The sequence below is a fragment of the Xanthomonas axonopodis pv. maculifoliigardeniae genome, assembly GCF_041519315.1.
Classification (GTDB): domain Bacteria; phylum Pseudomonadota; class Gammaproteobacteria; order Xanthomonadales; family Xanthomonadaceae; genus Xanthomonas; species Xanthomonas euvesicatoria.
In genome coordinates, this window is sequence record NZ_CP167998.1 from 1709029 (window position 1) to 1728194 (window position 19166).

The window sequence follows — 19166 nt, forward strand, 5'->3', positions numbered from 1 at the left end:
GGAGTGGGGATTGGCAAGCGCTAAAGCTTGCCGATTCCCGTCCCGATATCCTTAACGCGTCGCGTCGCCAGGGCGGACCAGCACACGCTGTCCGCTTTTGCGTTTCAACGAATCTCAAATCACGAATCCCGAATCCCGGCTTATGAGCAAACGCGATTACTACGAAGTGCTGGGCGTTGCCCGTGGCGCCAGCGACGAGGAGCTGAAGAAGGCGTACCGGCGCTGTGCGATGAAGCACCACCCGGACCGCAATCCTGGCGACGCGGCTGCCGAAGCGGCGTTCAAGGAATGCAAGGAAGCCTACGAGGTGCTGTCCGATGGCAATAAGCGGCGCGCCTACGACGCGCACGGCCATGCGGCCTTCGAGCACGGCATGGGCGGTGGCGGTGGGCCGGGTGGCCCGGACATGGGAGATATCTTTGGCGATATCTTCGGCAATATTTTCGGCGGTGGCGCCGCCGGTCCGCGCGCTGCGCGACGTGGTGCCGACGTTGGTTACGTCCTGGAACTGGATCTGGAAGAAGCTGTCGCCGGCATCGAGCGCCGCATCGAGATTCCGACGCTGGTCGAATGCGCGCCCTGTCACGGCAGCGGTTCGGAAGACGGCAAGGTCGAGACCTGCGGTACCTGCCATGGGCGCGGCCAGGTGCGCATCCAGCGCGGCATTTTCGCCATGCAGCAGAGCTGCCCGCATTGCGACGGGCGCGGTACGCTGATCCAGAACCCCTGCAAGACCTGCCACGGTGCCGGTCGCGTGGAAGAAGACAAGGTGCTGTCGATCAAGGTGCCCGCCGGCGTGGATACCGGCGACCGGATTCGTCTTGCAGGCGAAGGCGAGGCCGGCCCGGCCGGCACGCCGCCGGGCGATCTGTATGTGGAAGTGCGGGTGCGCGAGCATGCGATCTTCCAGCGCGACGGCGACGATCTGCATTGCGAGGTGCCGATCCGCATTTCGCAGGCCGCGCTCGGCGATACCGTGCGCGTGGCGACCCTAGGCGGCGAAGCGGAGATCCGCATCCCGGCCGAGACCCAGACCGGCAAGTTGTTCCGTCTGCGCGGCAAGGGCGTGCGTTCGGTGCGCAGCCGTAGCGAAGGCGATCTGTATTGCCGCGTGGTGGTGGAGACCCCGGTCAATCTCACCGCCGACCAGCGCGAACTGCTGCAGCAGTTCGAAGCGACGTTCACCGGCGAGGATGCACGCAAGCATTCGCCCAAGTCGGCCACCTTCATCGACGGCGTCAAGGGGTTTTGGGATCGGATGACGTCCTGACCCAGGCGGCGTGATGTCACGATGGCCCGGCGTGCGGCTTGCTGCGCGTCGGGCTCTTTTTTGGGTTGTCCCGAAGGCTGCCCGCGATGCGGCCGACGCGTTGAAGTTGCGGACGCAACGCGATGTCAGCGTGAGAATTGCCGGGGCAGCTGCGCGCGTTTCAGTAGCGCCACTGCGAGATCTCCAGCGACATCTCCGCACATCGCACGTGTGTGTTTGACGCGTCGTCATTGCCTTCAGACGCAGCACGCTGTCGCCCGCAACGCGAGCCAACGCCAGTCCTTGATCGTGCAGTTCGGCCATTGGCCTGCAGCATCGGTCGAGCGTCTTTTGGCGTCTCACCTTGCTCAACGAGCGTATTGCCACTCACGCTGCGCCGGCGGGCTTGGGCATCTGGCCATGATGTGTTCAAGACCAGGGGCGTGCTGTTCGGCAGCGCCCACTGCCGGTGATGCCGTTCCTCCACGACATCCTGGCAAGGTTACGCGGATAATCGGTGCCATCTCTCCAGCATGGTCGCCCGCATGAGCGATGCAACCGACAGCCACCTCGTCCATGGTCGCCGCCAGCGTCCGGACGGCCCTTCGCCGATCGACGTGATTTCGGTGCAATCGCAATTGGTCTATGGCCATGCCGGCAACAGCGCTGCGGTGCCGCCGCTGCGCGCGCTGGGACTGCGTGTGGCCGAAGTACCCACCACGTTGCTGAGCAACGCGCCGTTTTACGCGACCCTGCGCGGGCGCATCCTGCCAGCCGACTGGCTGGCGGATTTGTTGCTGGGCGCCACCGAACGTGGCTTGCCGCAGCGTGCACGCATGCTGGTGTCCGGCTATTTCGGCAGCCTGGCCAACGGCGAAGCCTTCGCCGACTGGCTGGAGCAGACCTTGCCGCAGGCCCCGCAGCTGCGTTATTGCCTGGACCCGGTGATTGGCGACACGCACACCGGCCCATATGTGGAACCCGGGCTGGAGCGCGTGTTCGCCGAGCGTCTGCTGCCGCACGCCTGGCTGGTGACGCCCAACGCGTTCGAGTTGGGGCGGTTGACCGGCTTGCCGAGCCTGCAGCAGGACGAGGCCATCGCCGCCGCGCGCGCGTTGCTGGCACGTGGGCCGCAATGGGTACTTGCACACAGCGTGGCCGGTGCCGCAGGTGAGCTGGTGACCTTGGCAGTCAGCGATGCGGCGGTGTATCGCTGGGCCAGCCCGCACCTGCCGGTCGATGTGGCAGGCACCGGCGATGTGCTGATGGCGCTGCTGATTGGCTTCCTGTTGCGCGATGTGCCGTTCGAGCAGGCGGTGGGACACGCGCTCAGCGGCGTGCATGGCGCGCTGGAAGCGACGCTGGCCGCAGGTTTCGAGGAGTTCGACGTGCTGGCCGCGGCGCCGGCCGCACTTGCTGGGACGCCGCGATTTGCCGTCGAGCGATTGGCATGATCGCGCAGCCGGTGGTCGGCATCGTCGGCATCGCCGGCGCGTACGGGCGCTGGCTGGCGCAGTTCCTGCGCACGCGCATGCAGCTGGACGTGATCGGGTTCGATCCGGCCGACAGCGGCAGCATGGACGAAGCCACACTGGCGCAGCGTGCTGACGTACTGATTTTCGCCGCGCCGATTCGCCATACCGCCGCATTGATCGAGCGGTATGTGGCACTCGCCGGCGCACGCGCTGCCGCGCAGCTGTGGCTGGATGTCACCTCGATCAAACAGGCACCGGTCGCGGCAATGCTGACCTCGCAGGCGGACGTGGTCGGCCTGCATCCGATGACCGCACCGCCAAAATCGCCGACCTTGAAAGGGCGCGTGATGGTGGTCTGCGAAGGGCGGCTGCAGCGCTGGTCGGCGTGGGTGCAGAACTTGTGCAGCGCGCTGCAGGCCGAATGCGTGTATGCAACGCCGGAGCACCATGACCGCGTGATGGCGCTGGTGCAGGCGATGGTACACGCCACTCACCTAGCGCAGGCCGGCACCCTGCGCGACTACGCACCGCTGCTGGGCGAGCTGCGCGCACTGATGCCGTACCGCTCGGCATCGTTCGAACTGGATACCGCGGTGATCGCGCGCATTCTCTCGCTGAACCCCTCGATCTACGAAGACATCCAGTTCGGCAACCCGTATGTGGGCGAGATGCTCGACCGGTTGCTGCAGCAGCTGCAGCAACTGCGTGCCTTGGTGGCGCGGGGCGACGATGCTGCGCGTGCGCAGTTCCGCACCCAGTTCCTGCACGACAACGCGCAAGCCTTGCAGCACGACGCGCTTGCGGCAGGCAATTACACCTACGAGCGCGTGGGCTACCTGCTGGCCGATCTCACCGAGCCGTTGACACTGAGCGTGTATCTGCCCGAAGACCAGCCCGGCTCGCTGCGCGCCTTGCTGCATGTGTTCGAGCGGCATGGAGTGAACCTGTCTTCGATCCACTCGTCGCGCACGCCGGTTGGCGAACTGCATTTCCGGATTGGCTTTGAGGTGGCGAGCGATCGTGCCGCATTGGCGCAGGCAGCGACCGAGATCGACCGAAGCGGGATCGGCCGGGTGCTGGAGCGTTCCGGCAGCTAGTGGCGTGACCAAGCCCGCCCCAACGCGGTCGAATTCATCCACACAGGGTGTGGATGAAACTTGCACAAGCGTGTGGATAACTGCGCACGGCCCTTGCAGCGCAAGGGTCGGGCAGTGGGTGGTCAAAATTTGACCAGGCTGTGAGGTGACGAAGCGCGGGTTTGGCTGCCGTACCTAGAGCGCGGAAAGGCGTAGCTCGCCGCCGTCGGTCACAAACCGCTGCCCCTGACGTTGCAGATGTCGACCGTCGGGAAGCTCGTAACGCGGTGCCGACTGCGGGTTTGCACGCGGTTGTTGCTCGTCGCGAAATTCGATGATGACGTAAGGCTCGCCATCTGCACCGATTGCGGGAAATTGCCGGAAAGACATACGCACCTCCGAAAGTTCCTGAGTTTGCAGTGCAGATCGCGATGGACTGCACGCCCGGCGCCGAGCCGGTATGGCGAGCATGCGCATGCAGGTGTTACCCAGATGTCGATATGCGGTGAGGTGTGCGAGCCCTGCTGGTTGAGCTCGTCAGGCGCGGTGGCGACAGTGTTTGGCCACGCCGACAAGCGGCTGAGTACGCGTGCGTGGCATGGACGGCTGCCTGGGAGTGATGGGGCAGGCAGCTGCAACCTCGGGTTCGACCACGCGCCAAGCGCGCTGAAGCGTCGCTGGGCGTCATCAGCCAGCCACCTGCGTGACGGTTGCGTACGTGCGTGCGCTGCGTAGGCTTTGCTTGAATCCAGGGATGCTGCTGCGGCATCGCCAAGTCACTCGCACAACCGCGCGATTGCCCGGCATCACCGCCTGCCCGGCGCGCAGCCGAGCGGTCAACGACTCAACTGCAAGGCATCCCGGTCGGCGGTGGCCGCCGCCAGTTCGGCACGCGCAGAGGCGATGCGCGCCTGCGCATCGATCAGGCGTACGCGCGCGTCGTTGGCGGTTTCCTCGCGCTGGTTGACCAGGAAAAAGTCACCCGAGCCCAGCTCGAAGCGCCGCCGCTCGGCCGCGGCCAGGCGGTCTGCCAGGCCGCGTTCCTCATCGGCGATCTTGGCCAGCCGCTCGGCGGCATTGAGCGAGATGACGATCGATTCGACCTCGATCGAAATCTGGTCGCGTAGAAAACGGCTGCGCTGATCCAGCGCTTCGATCTCGGCACGCGCTTCGGCCACGCGGCCCCTGGCGGCGCGGTTTTCCAGCGGCACGCTGAAACGGAAGCCGATGATGGCGTCGGTCAGCGACCGGTTCGGGCCGCCGACGCCGGGCGGGCCCAGATCCTTGCTGACTTCCACGCTGACATCCAGGCGTGGTTTGAGATCGTTCTGGGCCAGCATCAGCCGTGCGGTGGCCTGGTCGATGCGGGTCAGCACGGCGCGGTAATCCGGGCGCTCCACCGGCGCGGTGATCTTGCTGGCGCCGGCCAGTCCTTCCAGCGCCGAGGTGTCGGCCGGCAGGCGTTCGGCGGACACGATCAGCGGCATGCCGGCCTCGTCGCGCAAATACAGCGACAAGGCGTTGGCCGCATTGGCGAAGTCCTGTTCCGCGCGCACCACCAAGGCGCGACGACGCACCAGATTCTGGTCGTTTTCGGTCAGCAGGATGGTGGGGCGCGCACCGAGCGTGACCTGGCGCGAAATCGCATTGCGCCGTTGCTCGGCCAGCTGCAGCAGCTCGTTGTAGGCGCGCAACTTCAGCCCGGCGGCGACCCAGTTCTGGTAGGCATCCACGGCGCGCCGCTGCACGCCGATGGCCACCATTTCCGCCTCGTACTTGGCCACATCGATATCGGTGCTGGCGATACTGCGCTTGGTGCGGCGTTCGTCGATCACGCGGTCGCGCAGCAGCGCGTACAGCGCGCCGACCTTTACTTCGCCGCCGCGATCGGTATAGGACTTGTCCTCGTAGATCGGGAAGGAGCCACGCGAGGAGCGGTAGCCACCGTAGTAATAGCCGCCGTTCTCTTCGAACGGCCGCTTGACCCCGGTTTCGATCGTACTGCCGTCGTAATAGCCGGCCTCGCGCGAGCGGCCTTCGATGTCGAACACCGTGTCGAAGGCGCCATCGGCCGAGATGCCCTTGCCTTCGGCCTGGCGCACCTTCGCCAGCGCTTCGACGATCTGCGGTGCCGAGCGTGCCGAGGACTGCAGCACCTCATCCAGCGTCAGCGCAGCGGCCTGGGCGAATGCCGCACCGGGGCTGAGTGCGATCAACAGGACGACAAGACGGCCGATCATTTCTTACCCGTCGCTTCGTCTTCGGACTTGGGTGCGGCCGGCTTGGCCTTGCTCTCTTCCTGCGTGGCCGCAGCCGGGCGCCGTCCGAATTCCAAGGGGAAGTTGTTGAGCTGGCGCCACAGTTCGTAGCCGACCTTGACCGTTTCGCCCTGCACCCAGCCGCGCACCTTGCCGCCCTGGCGGGCGAATTCCTGCGCCGGCCATGCCGGCTTGCCCGGCATCGGCTCCACCAGGATGCGGAACAGCCCATCGGGCGCGGCGTTGGGGTCGATGGCGCGCACCCGGCCGTCGAACATGCCGTGCGCCACCGACGGCCAACCGCTGAACTGGATCGCCGGCCAGCCTTCGAATTCCAGCCGCACCGGGCGGCCGGGGCGGATCAGCGGCACGTCGCGGCCGTCGATATACAGCTCGACCGCGCGTTCCACCCGTTCCGGCGCGATCACCGCCAGCACGGTGCCCGGCGAGACCATGGCGCTGCCGCTGGCGGCATTGAGCTGCTGCACGCGGCCGTCGCGCGGGGCGCGCACCAGCTGTGCAGACTGGCGATTCAGCTGGATGTCGATGCGGGTCAGCTTGGCGCGCGATTCGGCCAGCTTGGCGTCGGCTTCGGCCACCTTGATCTGGGTCAGCTCGTAGTCGCGGCGTCCGGCCAGGCCTTCGGCCAGCAATTGTCTGCTACGCGCCACGTCGATGCTGGCCACTGCACGCGACTGCTGGATGGCGGCGATTTCCGCCTGCGCCTGCGCGCGCTCGCTGGCCAGGCGGGTGAGCAGGTCCGGGTCCAGATCGCCGACACGCGCGATCGGGTCGCCCTTGGAAACATGCTGGCCGTCATGCACGTACCAGCGCTCGACGCGGCCCGGCACGAAGGCGGTGACCGGTTGCTGACGGTCGCTGGGATCCAGCGAGACGACCTGGCCTTTGCCACTGGCGGTCTGCACCCACGGCGCCAGTGCCAGGATCGCCGCGGCGATGCCGATGCCGATCAACAGCATCCAGGCGACCGCCTTGGCGATGCTGGGCGGACGCATTGCCGCCAGGGTCGGGAAATGCGCCATGCGATCAGGGGCGTGCGGCATGCGGCACCTCCTGCGTGGATGCGATCAACTCGGCGCGTGTGGCGTAGCGTTGCTGGCGCTCCGGCTCCAGCCGGAACCAGCCATCCAGGGTGATGTCCTCCGGCCGCCCGGTGCACAGCAGCACCGTGGTTCCTGCATCCTTCAAGCGTCGCAGGACCTGGGTCAGGCGCTCGGCCGGGATCAGGTCGTACAGCTGCGACAGCATCAGCACGCGCGGGCGCACCAACAGTGCATTGGCCAGCTTCAGCGCCATGACTTCGCCAATCCACAGCGGGAACCCGGAGGCGGCAAGCCGGGTGTCCAGGCCTTGCGGCAACGCGGCGATGCGCGCGCGCAGGCCCACCGTATCGATGGCTTGCAGCATCGCTTCGGAGGTCACATCGGCCGAGGCCATCGCCAGGTATTCGCGAATGGTGACCTCCACGATGGTCGGGCGGTCGAGCACGGTGACTTCCGAACGCAGCAGGTACATATCGAACGTGGCCATGTCCGCACCACCCACCATCACCAGCCCGCGGTCGGGAACGACGTGGCGCTTGAGCACCATGGCCAGCAGGCGCTCGGCGCCGCCATCGGCCAGCGTGACCAGCTGCTCGCCGGCTTCCAGCGCGAAATCGAAACGCGCGCCCTCGATCACCACCCCATCCAGGCGTACCCCGCTGTTGCGCGGCGCCTCGCCGGCGGCAAGCACCGGGCGTTCCTGGGGGATGGCGTACAGCAGCGACAACTCCTCCGCGCTGGCCACCAGGTCGTAGAACGTGTCCAGGTAGCTGCCCAGCTGTGCAATGCCGTAGAACACTGCGCTCAGGATCAGTTCGGCTGCCACCAGCTGGCCGATCGACAGCTCGCCGCGCAGGATCAGGCTGCCGCCCAGCGCCAGCAGCGCCGCGCTGGCCACTGCATAGGTGAGCAGGAATGCCAGCGTCTGGGTGAAGGTGTAGCGGAAATGGCGCCGATGCCGGTCGACATAGTCGGCGGTCACCTTTTCCGAGCGATCCATGGCGAAGTTGAGATGGCGGCTGGATTTATAGAACCCGTTGGAGCCGCCGACGCTTTCCAGCCAATGCGCGGCGTTGTGTTTGGCCTGGCTCAGTTCGACCGCCGAGCGGATCGAACCGCGCGACCAGATCATCCAGATCGAGAAGATGGTCAGCAGCAGCAGCGCGTTGAAGCCGAGGAAAAACGGGTGATAGAAGCTGGTGACGATCAAGCCGACCGCCGACTGCAGCACGATGGTGAACGCACCGACCGCCAGGCTGGGCACTGCCTTTTGCACCACCACCAGATCGAAGTAGCGGTTGAATACATCGCCGCGGTTCTGGTCGGCGAAGAACGGATTTTGCGCATGTACCGCGCGCACGGTGATTTCCGCCACCACGCGTGCGAACAGGCGACGTTCGAACAGCGCCATCACCCACACCCGCATCGCGCTCAGTGCCGCCACCAGCAGCAGCAGGCCCAGCAGCAGGCCGGACAAGGTCCACAGCGGCGTGGGCAGCGCGGTGTTGGCAACGCTGTTGATCAGCAACTGCACCGAGATCGGCGTGGCCAGCGACAGCAGGCTGATCGCAACGCCGTACACCAGGGTCAGGCGCACATACGGCATGTCCGGGCCAACAACTTCCGTCAGCCAGCTCGCCGCTTCCCGCCATCCAATCCGCTTGGCCGCCATTCGATATCCGTTGATGAGTTCAGTGAAGCATTGACGAGTTGCCGGCCCGCAAACAAGGCCATCGCGCTTATGTGCCGCATAGGATTTTCCTATGCAGCCACCGCGCGCAACAGATTGGCGATCAAACCGAAGGCCGGTGCGCGACCGGCACCCTGGCGCCAGAGCAGACCGATCTCCCTATAGTAGCGCCCGCCTTTGACCGGCCGCACCACCACGTCGTCGCCTTCGCGGATTTCCTGGCGCACGTACAGGTCCGGGAGCAAGGCAAGACCCATGCCCATGCCGGCCATCTGGCGGATCGCGTCCAGGCTGGTGCCTTCGTAATCGCGCAAGACATTGGCGCCCACGTCCATGGCGATCGCGGCAACCTGTTCTGCCAATCGGTATTCCGGCATCAAGGTCAGCAAGTTGGCGCCGCGCAGATCGGCTGGGGTGATGCAGGCCTTGGTGCGCAGCGGATGATCGGCCGCCATGGTCACATGCAGCAGTTCGCGAAACAGCCGCTCGCTGTGCAGGCCGCGGCCGGCCACCGGCAGTTGCGCGAGGACCAGATCGTGCGTGCCGCTGCTCAGGTCGGCGGCGAGTGCGGTTGGCAGGCCTTCGCGCACGTGCACGCGCAGGGCCGGATGCTCGCGATGCAGACGTGCCACCAGGCTGGGCATCAGATAGGCGCCGAGCGTGGGCGAGACGCCAAGGCGAATGGTGCCGATCAAGGTATCGGCGGCGGTGGCGCGGACCTCTTCCAGATCGGTGACATCGAGCAGGATGCTGCGTGCGCGGTCGAGCAGCTCGCGACCGAGCGGGGTCAGGATCGCCTGCGCGCCGCGCTCGAACAGCGGTGCACCGATGATCGCTTCCAACGCGCGGATCTGCTGCGACAACGATGGCTGCGAGACGCCCATCTGCTCGGCGGCACGGGTAAAGCTGCCGGTATCGGCCAGCGCGACGAAATAGCTCAGCTGGCGAAGGGTGGTTCTGGGGCGGGGCATGGGGTCACATCGGATTGCGTGGGAGCGCACGGCCGGCGTGGCCGGTGAGACAAGACGGGGAGGTACGGCTAGCGCGTGCAGCGGCAGCGCGTCCGGCGAGTGCGGACGAGCCGCGGTAACCGCAGTGTACGAGTGGCGCATGCCGATTCCGAGCACCGGCCGCGCCCGCATCGCGGTGGGCGCAGTCGTTTCGCTGGTTGCGCCAGGTGCCATCGCCGGAACGACGGCGCCTGGCGGCGCTCATTGGTCGATGAACTGCAGCCGCGCCAGCTCCGCATACAGCCCACCTTCGGCGATCAACTGCGCATGCGTACCCTGCGCGACGATGCGCCCGGCATCCATCACCACGATGCGGTCGGCCTTGAGCACGGTGGCCAGGCGGTGCGCGATCACCAGCGTGGTGCGGCCTTCCATCAGCCGCTCCAGCGCCTGCTGCACGGCGCGCTCGCTCTGCGCATCGAGCGCGCTGGTGGCTTCGTCCAGCAGCAGGATCGGCGCGTCCTTGAGCAGCGCACGCGCAATGGCCACGCGTTGCTGCTGTCCGCCGGACAGGCGCGTGCCGCGCTCGCCCAGTTCGCTGGCGTAGCCCTGGGGCAGGGCGCGGATGAAGCCATCGGCTTCGGCGGCGGCCGCTGCCGCTTCCACCTGTGCATCGCTGGCTTGCAGGCGCCCGTAGCGGATGTTGTCGGCGGCGCTGGCGGCAAACAACGTAGGTTGCTGCGGTACCAGCGCGATGTGTTCGCGCAGCAGGACCGGGTCGACGTCGCGCAGGTCGATGTCGTCGATGCGCACCTTGCCGCTGACCGGGTCGTGGAAACGCAGCAGCATCGACAGCACCGTGCTCTTGCCCGCTCCGGACGGGCCCACCAGCGCCACGGTTTCGCCGGGGCTGACATGCAGGTCGAACCCATCCAGCGCCGGCGCGTCCGGGCGTTGCGGGTAATGGAAGACCACCCGGTCGAAATGGATCGCGCCGCGCAGCGGCTGCGGCAAGGCCTGCGGCGTGGCCGGCGCCACGATCGCCGGTTGTTCGTCGAGCAATTCACTCACCCGGCCCATGCCGCCGGCGGCACGCTGCAACTCGTTCCAGACCTCGGCCAGCGCCCCGACCGACCCGCCGCCGATCAGCGCGTACAACACGAATTGGCCGAGCGTGCCCGGCGTCATGCGGCCAGCGATCACATCGTGCGCGCCAAGCCACAACACCGCGACGATCGCACCGAAGATCAGCATGATCGCCACCGCGGTCACGGTGGCCTGGGTGCGGATGCGCAGCTTGGCGGTATCGATGGCGGCAAACAGCGCAGTGCTGAAACGTTGGCTTTCGTAACGCTCGCGCGCGTGTGCCTGCACGGTGCGCACCGCGCCCAGGGTTTCGGCCGCCAGCGTATTGGCGTCGGCCACGCGGTCCTGGCTTGCGCGCGAAATCTTCTGCAGGCGGCGTGCGCCCAGCACGATCGGCAGCACCGCCAGCGGGATGCCGATCAAGGTGAAGCCGGCCAGCCGCGGGCTGGTGACCAACAGCATGACCATGCTGCCGATCACCGTGACCGAACTACGCAAGGCCACCGACATGGTGGTGCCGATCAGCCCCCGCAGCAATTCGCTGTCGGCCGACAGGCGCGACACCAGTTCGCCGCTGCGGCTGCGGTCATGGAACCCGGCGTCCAGTCCGATCAGGTGCGCGTACAGCCGGCCGCGCAGGTCGGCGACCACTTTCTCGCCCAGCAGGGCGACGAAATAGAAGCGCGCCGCAGTTGCCAACGCCAGCACGACCGAAACTGCGAACAGCAGCGAGAACGCCTGGTTGATCTGCGAGTCGCCGGAGAAGCCCTGGTCGATCATGCGCTTGACCGCTGCGGGCAGGCTCAGTGTGGCGGCAGCGGAAATCGACAGCGCGACCAGCCAGGCGGCGAACAGGCCGCGCTGGCGTTGGACGAATGGCCACAAGGTGCGCAGGCTGCCCAGCTTCCGCAACGGGTTGGAACGTGCAGCGGCTGGCTCGGTCATGCGGCTTCCGGGGTTGAGAGATGGACACGATTGCGAGTGGCGTCGCACAGGCGGGTTTTCAAGCCGGCGAGCTGATCTGCAGGCAGTTGCACGCGCAACGCTGCACCTTCGGCATCGAAGCGTTCGTCCAGTTTGTCGGCATGGAAGGCCGCCAGTGCTGCGTGCACCAGGCCCAGATCGTCGAACCGGCATTGCACCTGCACCAGCGACAACGCGATCAATGGCTGTCGCGTTGCCAGCCGCAGGCACTCGGCCGCGGTACCGCCGTAGGCGCGTACCAGCCCGCCAGCACCGAGCTTGATGCCGCCATACCAGCGCGTGACCACGACCACCACCCGATCGAAGCCCTGGCCATCGATGGCGGCCAGGATCGGCCGGCCGGCGGTGCCGCTTGGCTCGCCGTCGTCGCTGGAGCGGTAGTCCTGCCCGAACCGATAGGCCCAGCAGTTGTGCGTCGCCTCCGGCACTGCCACGCGCTGCACGATCTCCAACGCATGCGCGGGAGCATCCAATGCGGCAGCGTGGGCCACAAAGCGACTGTGCTTGATGTCCAGACTGTGGTGCGCATCAGCGGCGAGGGTATCGAGCATCGCCGCCATTCTATGCGAGGCGGTGCTACCGATCGCTGCAGCCATCGTGACTGCCGTTGCAAGCTGGCAACACGGCGCCGTGCGCGTGCCGTCGTGCTGCAGCACCTGCGCAGTGTGGCAGTGACGGCGGGCGACGCGCCGGCAGTGACATCGTGCGTGCCGACGCCGACGCCGACGCCGACGCCGACGCCGACGCCGCGGCAGCGGCTACGTACGCCTGTCATCGTGTGCCGGGCGACCAGGGAGCCGCGCTCTGCAATCCAGCCGACGCGCAGTGAGACGCTGTTTGTCTTGGCTGCCTTCTATTACACCAGCGTGGAACGACGCTTCTCGTCGATCCACTTCGACGCCTGCGCCGGGGTGTAATGCTGCATCCATTCGAGCATCTGCTCGATATCGGCGCCGTACCACAGGTCGGCGCGTTGGTCCGGGTGCAGGAAGCGCTCTTCGACCATGCGGTCGATCATGCCAATCAGCGGTGCGTAAAACCCTTCGATGTCCAGAAACGCGCACGGCTTGTTGCCGATGCCGAGCTGGCGCCAGGTCAGCATTTCGAAGATCTCTTCCATGGTACCGAAGCCGCCGGGCAGGGCCACGAACGCATCCGACAGCTCGAACATGCGCATCTTGCGCTCATGCATGGAACCGACGATTTCCAGCGTGGTCAACCCACGGTGCGCCACTTCCCAATCGGCCAGCTGCTGCGGAATCACCCCGGTCACTTCACCGCCGGCCGCCAGCACCGCATTGGCCACGGTGCCCATCAAGCCAACGTTGCCGCCGCCATACACCAGGCGCAAGCCCTGCTTGGCGATGCGATCGCCCAACGCAATGGCGCGCTCGGCATAGGCGGGTTTGTTGCCGGCATTGGAGCCGCAGTAGACGCAGATGCTTTTCATGGGATTCGGGATTGGGGAGTAGGGATTCGTAAAAGCGGGGGCGCGCCGCGTCGATGTCATCTGGAAAGCCGTGGAATGCACGTTGCACGACTGTTCTGACTGGGCCTGAAAAACTTAACGCCGGAATCTACCCGGCGTTATGTCATGGCTGGGAATAGTCAGAGGCGGGAACCGCAGTTGCGAATCCCAACTCCCGAATCCCAAATCCCGGCCTCAGTTAGCCTTATGAATCGCGCGCTTGCTCACCGCCATGGCAGCATCGTGGATCGCTTCGGACAGCGTCGGATGCGCGTGGCAGATGCGCGCCAGGTCGTCGGCCGAGCCGTTGAATTCCATGGTCAGCACGCCTTCGTGCACCAGCTCGGACACGCCCACGCCCACCAGGTGCATGCCCAGCACGCGGTCTGTTTCGGCATCGGCGATCACCTTGACGAAGCCGGCCGGCTCGCCCATGGCCACCGCACGGCCGATCGCCGCGAACGGGAAGCTACCGGCCTTGTAGGCGACGCCCTCGGCCTTCAGCTGCTGCTCGGTCTTGCCGACCCAGGCAATTTCCGGCTCGGTGTAGATGACCCACGGAATGGTGTCGAAGTTGACGTGACCCGGCAGGCCAGCAATCAGCTCGGCGACCGCGATGCCTTCCTCGAAGCCCTTGTGCGCCAGCATCGGGCCGCGCACGCAGTCACCGATCGCCCACACGCCATCCACGCCGGTGTGGCAATGCCCATCGACCTCGATCTGGCCACGGTCGGTGACCTTGACGCCCGTGCCTTCGGCCAGCAGGTTCTTGGTGGCGGCCTTGCGGCCCACGGCCACCAGCAGCTTGTCCACGGTCAGGGTCTGCTCGCCGGCCGCGTCGGTGTAGCTGAGCACCACCTGCTTGGCATCGCCACTGCCGGTGATCTCCGTCTTGCTGACCTTGGCGCCCAGCTTGATGTCCAGACCCTGCTTCTTGAATTCCTTCAGCGCGGTCTTGGCAACCTCGGCATCGGCCAGCGCCAGGAAGTCCGGCAGCGCCTCGAGGATGGTGACCTCGGCGCCCAGGCGCTTCCACACGCTGCCCAGCTCCAGACCGATCACGCCGGCGCCGATGACCGCCAGACGCTTGGGAACGGCGGTGAAATCCAGGCCGCCGACGTTGTCGACGATGGTGTCGCCGTCGAACTTGGCGAACGGCAGTTCGATCGACTCCGAACCGGCCGCCAGGATCACGTTGGTGCCCTTGAGTTCGATCTCGCCGCCTTCGTGCTGGGTCACCTTGACGATGTTGCCCGGCTGCAACTGGCCGAAGCCGTAGTACGGGGTGATCTTGTTGGCCTTGAACAGCATCGCGATGCCGCCGGTGAACTGCTTCACGATCTTGTCCTTGCGGCCGATCATGGTGGGCACGTCCATCTTGGCGTCGTTGAAGCTGATGCCGTGGTCGCCGAACAGGTGCCCCATGTTCCAGAACTGGCGCGAGGAATCCAGCAGCGCCTTGGACGGAATGCAGCCCACGCGCAGGCAGGTGCCGCCCAGCGCCGGCTTGCCGTCCTTGCCCAATGCCGCGTCGATGCAGGCGACCTTCATGCCCAGCTGCGCCGCACGGATGGCGGCGTGATAACCGGCCGGACCGGCACCGATGACGACGACGTCGAATTGTTCTTGTTCGCTCATTCTTCGCTCACGAGATTAGGAATTGGGGATTGGGGATTCGCAAAACGCAGGATGCTCGAGACCGGGATGCTTTCGCCATCCCGAATCCCGAATCACCAATCCCGGCTTTCATCACAGACCGAACAACATCCGGCCCGGGTTTTCCAGCTGATTCTTGATGTCGACCAGGAACTGCACCGAATCCTTGCCGTCGATGATGCGGTGGTCATAGGACAGCGCCAGGTACATCATCGGGGCGATCACGACCTGGCCGTTCTCGGCGATCGGACGTTCCTTGATCGCGTGCATGCCCAGGATGGCGCTCTGCGGCGGGTTGATGATCGGCGTGGACAGCAGCGAGCCGAAGGTGCCGCCGTTGGTGATGGTGAAGGTGCCACCCTGCAGGTCCTCCAGGCCCAGCTTGCCGGCGCGCGCCTTGGCGGCGTAGTCGGCGATGCCTTGCTCGACATCGGCGAACGACTGGCGCTCGACGTTACGCAGCACCGGCGTGACCAGGCCCTTGTCGGTCGACACCGCGATCGAGATGTCGCTGTAGCCGTGATAGATGATGTCGTCGCCGTCGATCGAGGCATTGACCAGCGGGAAGCGCTGCAGCGCGTTGGCGGCGGCCTTGACGAAGAAGCTCATGAAACCGAGCTTGATGCCGTGTGCCTTCTGGAACTCGTCCTGCAGTTCCTTGCGTGCGGCCGACACCTTGGCGAGGTTGACCTCGTTGAAGGTGGTCAGCATCGCGGTGGAGTTCTTGGACTCCATCAGGCGCTTGGCAATGGTCTTGCGCACGCGGGTCATCGGCACGCGCTCTTCCGGACGGGCGCCCGAGGCCTTGCCGACGCCGCCGGCCTTGGCGAAGTTGACGATGTCTTCCTTGGTGACCGCGCCACGACGGCCGGTGCCTTCGACCTGCGACGGGTCCACGCCCTGGGTGATCGCGGAGAAACGCGCACCCGGCGGCAGCGCATCGGCAGCCGACTTGGACGCAGCAGCAGGCGCGGCGGCGGCAGCCGGTGCCGGAGCGGCGGCCGGCGCAGCAGCGGCAGGCGCCGGTGCATCGGCCTTCTTGGCTTCAGCCGGTGCAGCGGCAGCCACGGCGCCTTCTTCGATGATCGCCAGAATCTGGTTGCTGGTGACCGTGCTGCCGGTGTCGAACTTGATTTCCTTCAGTACGCCGTCGACCGGCGAAGGAACTTCCAACACGACCTTGTCGGTTTCCAGGTCGACCAGATTCTCGTCGCGCTTGACCGCTTCGCCGGCCTTCTTGTGCCAGCTGGCGATGGTGGCGTCGGAAACGGATTCGGGCAGTACCGGAACTTTGACTTCGGTGGCCATTCGGGGAGCGTCCTAGGGTTTTCGTTCTTTGGGGAAGAGGAGTTATTCAGCGACTTGGTCGTTGAACGGGTTGAGCAGTGCATCGGCGACCAGCTTCTGCTGCTCGATGATGTGGTCGGCCATGTGGCCGGCGGCAGGCGAGGGCGAACGGGCACGGCCGGCGTAATGCAGGCTCTGACCGCCGGCCAGGCAGAAGTTGAGGTGATGGCGGATCTGATACCACGCACCCTGGTTCTGCGGCTCTTCCTGGCACCACACCACATCGGTGGCGTTGCCGTAGCCCTTGAGCTCGGCCGCCAGCTGCGCGCGCGGGAACGGATACAGCTGTTCGATGCGCACGATGGCAACGTCGTCCTGGCCGCGCTTGGTCTGGTCTTCGAGCAGGTCGTAATAGACCTTGCCCGAGCACAGCACCACGCGCTTGACCTTGGCCGCGTCGGCCTTGGCGTCCGGGATCAGATGCTGGAACTGACCGTCGGCCAGTTCTTCCAGGCTTGACACCGCCAGCTTGTGGCGCAGCAACGACTTGGGCGTCATCACCACCAGCGGCTTGCGGGTGGTCATGCGCATCTGGCGGCGGATCATGTGGAAGCACTGCGCCGGCGTGGTCGGCACGCAGACCAGCATGTTCTCCAGCGCGCACAGCTGCAGGAAGCGCTCCAGACGTGCGGAGCTGTGTTCCGGGCCCTGGCCTTCGTAGCCGTGCGGCAGGAACAGCGAGAGGCCCGCGATGCGGCCCCACTTGGCTTCGCCGGCGGCGATGAACTGGTCGATCACCACCTGCGCGCCGTTGGCGAAGTCGCCGAACTGCGCTTCCCAGATGCACAGTGCATTCGGGTCGGTGGTGGAGTAGCCGTATTCGAAGCCCATCACCGCTTCTTCGCTCAGCAACGAGTCGATGACGGTGGCGTCTTCCGGGTTCTGCACCAGCTGGCGCAGCGGCAGATAGTAGTCGTCGGTCTTCTGGTCATGCAGGATCGCGTGACGGTGGAAGAACGTGCCGCGGCCGGCGTCCTGGCCAACCAGACGCAGCTTGTGGCCTTCGGCCAGCAGCGTGGCGTAGGCCAGGTTTTCCGCGAAGCCCCAGTCGCCGGGCTGATCGCCGGCAGCCATCTTGACGCGATCTTCGTAGATCTTCGCCACGCGGGCGTGCAGTTCGACGCCTTCCGGGATGGTGGTGATCAGCTTGGCCAGACGGTCCAGCTGGTCGCGCTTGACGCGCGTGTCCACCGGATCGGCAGCGGTTCCGACCAGATACTTGGACCAATCGATGGCGAATTCGTCCGGCTTGCGCTTGGCCAGTTCGGTGGTGTATTCGCCCGAATCCAGCTTGTTGCGGTAGCCGTCCACCAGTGCCTTGGCCTCGTCGGCGCTCAGCACGCCTTCGCTTTCCAGCTTGGCGGCGTACAGCTCGCGGGTGGTCTTGTGCTTGCGGATGGTCTGGTACATCACCGGCTGGGTCGCTGCCGGTTCGTCGGCTTCGTTATGGCCCCAACGGCGGTAGCACACCAGATCGATGACCACGTCCTTCTTGAACTGCTGGCGGAACTCGTAGGCCAGCTTGGACACGAACATCACCGCGTCCGGGTCGTCGCCGTTCACGTGGAAGACCGGCGCGCCGATCATCTTGGCCACGTCGGTGCAGTACAGCGTGGAGCGGGCGTCGTCGCGGGTGCTGGTGGTGAAGCCGATCTGGTTGTTGACCACGATGTGCACGGTGCCGCCGACCGCGAAACCGCGCGCCTGCGACATCTGGAACAGCTCCATCACCACGCCCTGGCCGGCGAATGCGGCATCGCCGTGGATCAGGATCGGCAACACGCTCTTGCGCTCGGCATCGCCGAAACGCTCCTGGCGCGAACGCACGCTGCCGACCACGACCGGGTCGACGATTTCCAGGTGCGAGGGGTTGAAGGCCAGCGCCAGGTGCACCTGCTTGTCCGTGCCAACGGCGATGTCGGCCGAGAAGCCCATGTGGTATTTGACGTCGCCGGTGTGCGCGCGGTCGTCATGGGCATGCTCGAACTTGCCTTCGAATTCGTCGAACAGCTTGCGCGGATTCTTGCCCAGCGTATTGACCAGCACGTTGAGGCGGCCGCGGTGGGCCATGCCGATCACGATGTCCTTGACCTGATCGTTGCCGGACTGGCGAATGATCTCGTCCATCATCGGGATCAGCGAATCGCCGCCTTCCAGCGAGAAACGCTTCTGACCGACGTACTTGGTGTGCAGGTAGCGCTCCAGGCCTTCGGCAGCGGTGAGCCGCTCCAGGGTGCGCTTGCGGCTGGCCGCATCGCCGGCAATCTTGCCGCCGGCGTCTTCCAGGCGCTTGTAGATCCACTGGCGCTGGTCGAACTCCTGGATGTGCATGAACTCGGCGCCGATGCTGCTGGCGTACGTCGCCTTCAGGCGCGTCAGCAGATCCTTGAGCTTCATCCGCGGCTGGCCACCGACGCCGCCGGTGCTGAATTCGCTGTCCAGATCGGCCTGGGACAGGCTGTGGAACGGCAGGTCCAGGTCGGGCGGGTTGACCGGCGGGACCAGGCCCAGCGGGTCGAGCTGTGCGCCGAGGTGGCCACGGGCGCGGTAGGCGGTGATTAGACGGCCGACATTGCGCTCGCGCTCGTCACTGGCGCCTGCGCCTGCGCCGGTGCCGGCGTTGGCAGCCTGCTTGGAAGCGGTGAGGATGTGGGCGATGGCCGCCGAATGCGGGACGTCACCGGCACCGCGACCTTCGAAACCATCGAAGTAGCTCTTCCACTTCGGATCGACACTGTCCGGGGCGACGAGGTACTGCTCGTACAGATCCTCGATATAGGCGGCGTTGCCGCCGGCGAGCTGCGATGACTGCGCGAACTGCTTTAGGAGATTATCCACGATGGTAAGTCGGGTCTGCTGTGGG

Annotated in this window: 14 protein-coding genes; 3 read left to right on the forward strand and 11 right to left on the reverse strand. The window is 66.0% G+C overall.

Features of this window, described 5'->3' with window-relative positions:
* The first annotated feature begins 142 nt into the window (after positions 1–142).
* The 3 genes from dnaJ to ACDH77_RS07505 all read left to right on the forward strand — a co-directional run bounded on the left by dnaJ (position 143) and on the right by ACDH77_RS07505 (position 3821).
* On the forward strand, positions 143–1270 hold the full coding sequence (gene dnaJ, locus ACDH77_RS07495; protein WP_008577236.1) for a molecular chaperone DnaJ: 1128 nt from the start codon (positions 143–145) through the stop codon (positions 1268–1270).
* Between the two features lie 524 nt (positions 1271–1794).
* Positions 1795–2703: a pyridoxal kinase gene (gene pdxY, locus ACDH77_RS07500; protein ID WP_008577235.1), complete on the forward strand. Its 909-nt coding sequence runs from the start codon at positions 1795–1797 to the stop codon at positions 2701–2703.
* The gene (locus tag ACDH77_RS07505) at positions 2700–3821 is read left to right on the forward strand and encodes a prephenate dehydrogenase (protein ID WP_122273089.1); all 1122 of its coding nucleotides are present in this window, start codon (positions 2700–2702) and stop codon (positions 3819–3821) included. Before pdxY ends, ACDH77_RS07505 begins: the two co-directional genes overlap by 4 nt.
* A gap of 174 nt (positions 3822–3995) precedes the next feature.
* Here ACDH77_RS07505 and ACDH77_RS07510 read toward each other — a convergent pair whose 3' ends face one another.
* The 11 genes from ACDH77_RS07510 to ACDH77_RS07560 all read right to left on the reverse strand — a co-directional run bounded on the left by ACDH77_RS07510 (position 3996) and on the right by ACDH77_RS07560 (position 19141).
* Entirely contained in the window at positions 3996–4190 is a 195-nt protein-coding gene (locus ACDH77_RS07510; RefSeq protein ID WP_008577231.1) for a hypothetical protein, read from the reverse strand.
* A gap of 446 nt (positions 4191–4636) precedes the next feature.
* A complete protein-coding gene (locus tag ACDH77_RS07515) occupies positions 4637–6040 on the reverse strand; it encodes a TolC family protein (RefSeq protein WP_011346959.1) in 1404 nt (467 codons plus the stop codon).
* The gene (locus ACDH77_RS07520; protein WP_011346960.1) at positions 6037–7122 is read right to left on the reverse strand and encodes an efflux RND transporter periplasmic adaptor subunit; all 1086 of its coding nucleotides are present in this window, start codon (positions 7120–7122) and stop codon (positions 6037–6039) included. Before ACDH77_RS07520 ends, ACDH77_RS07515 begins: the two co-directional genes overlap by 4 nt.
* Positions 7106–8794, reverse strand: a complete 1689-nt coding sequence (locus ACDH77_RS07525) for an ABC transporter ATP-binding protein (RefSeq protein WP_011346961.1) — start codon at positions 8792–8794, stop codon at positions 7106–7108. Before ACDH77_RS07525 ends, ACDH77_RS07520 begins: the two co-directional genes overlap by 17 nt.
* A gap of 89 nt (positions 8795–8883) precedes the next feature.
* Positions 8884–9783 (reverse strand): hydrogen peroxide-inducible genes activator, encoded by a 900-nt coding sequence (locus tag ACDH77_RS07530; RefSeq protein WP_011346962.1) that lies wholly within the window; start codon positions 9781–9783, stop codon positions 8884–8886.
* A 240-nt stretch (positions 9784–10023) separates the two neighbouring features.
* Positions 10024–11793, reverse strand: coding sequence for an ABC transporter transmembrane domain-containing protein (locus tag ACDH77_RS07535; protein WP_218558087.1), 1770 nt, complete (start codon positions 11791–11793; stop codon positions 10024–10026).
* Positions 11790–12392, reverse strand: a complete 603-nt coding sequence (locus ACDH77_RS07540; RefSeq protein ID WP_181388236.1) for a YigZ family protein — start codon at positions 12390–12392, stop codon at positions 11790–11792. Before ACDH77_RS07540 ends, ACDH77_RS07535 begins: the two co-directional genes overlap by 4 nt.
* A gap of 296 nt (positions 12393–12688) precedes the next feature.
* On the reverse strand, positions 12689–13282 hold the full coding sequence (locus tag ACDH77_RS07545) for a TIGR00730 family Rossman fold protein (RefSeq protein ID WP_029819100.1): 594 nt from the start codon (positions 13280–13282) through the stop codon (positions 12689–12691).
* 213 nt (positions 13283–13495) lie between these two features.
* Positions 13496–14938 carry a dihydrolipoyl dehydrogenase gene (gene lpdA / locus ACDH77_RS07550; RefSeq protein WP_014089806.1) on the reverse strand — a complete coding sequence of 481 codons (1443 nt, stop codon included), beginning with the start codon at positions 14936–14938 and terminating at the stop codon, positions 13496–13498.
* A gap of 111 nt (positions 14939–15049) precedes the next feature.
* Positions 15050–16264 (reverse strand): dihydrolipoyllysine-residue succinyltransferase, encoded by a 1215-nt coding sequence (gene sucB, locus ACDH77_RS07555; protein ID WP_008572000.1) that lies wholly within the window; start codon positions 16262–16264, stop codon positions 15050–15052.
* A gap of 42 nt (positions 16265–16306) precedes the next feature.
* The gene (locus ACDH77_RS07560) at positions 16307–19141 is read right to left on the reverse strand and encodes a 2-oxoglutarate dehydrogenase E1 component (protein WP_409351286.1); all 2835 of its coding nucleotides are present in this window, start codon (positions 19139–19141) and stop codon (positions 16307–16309) included.
* Positions 19142–19166 lie beyond the last annotated feature (25 nt).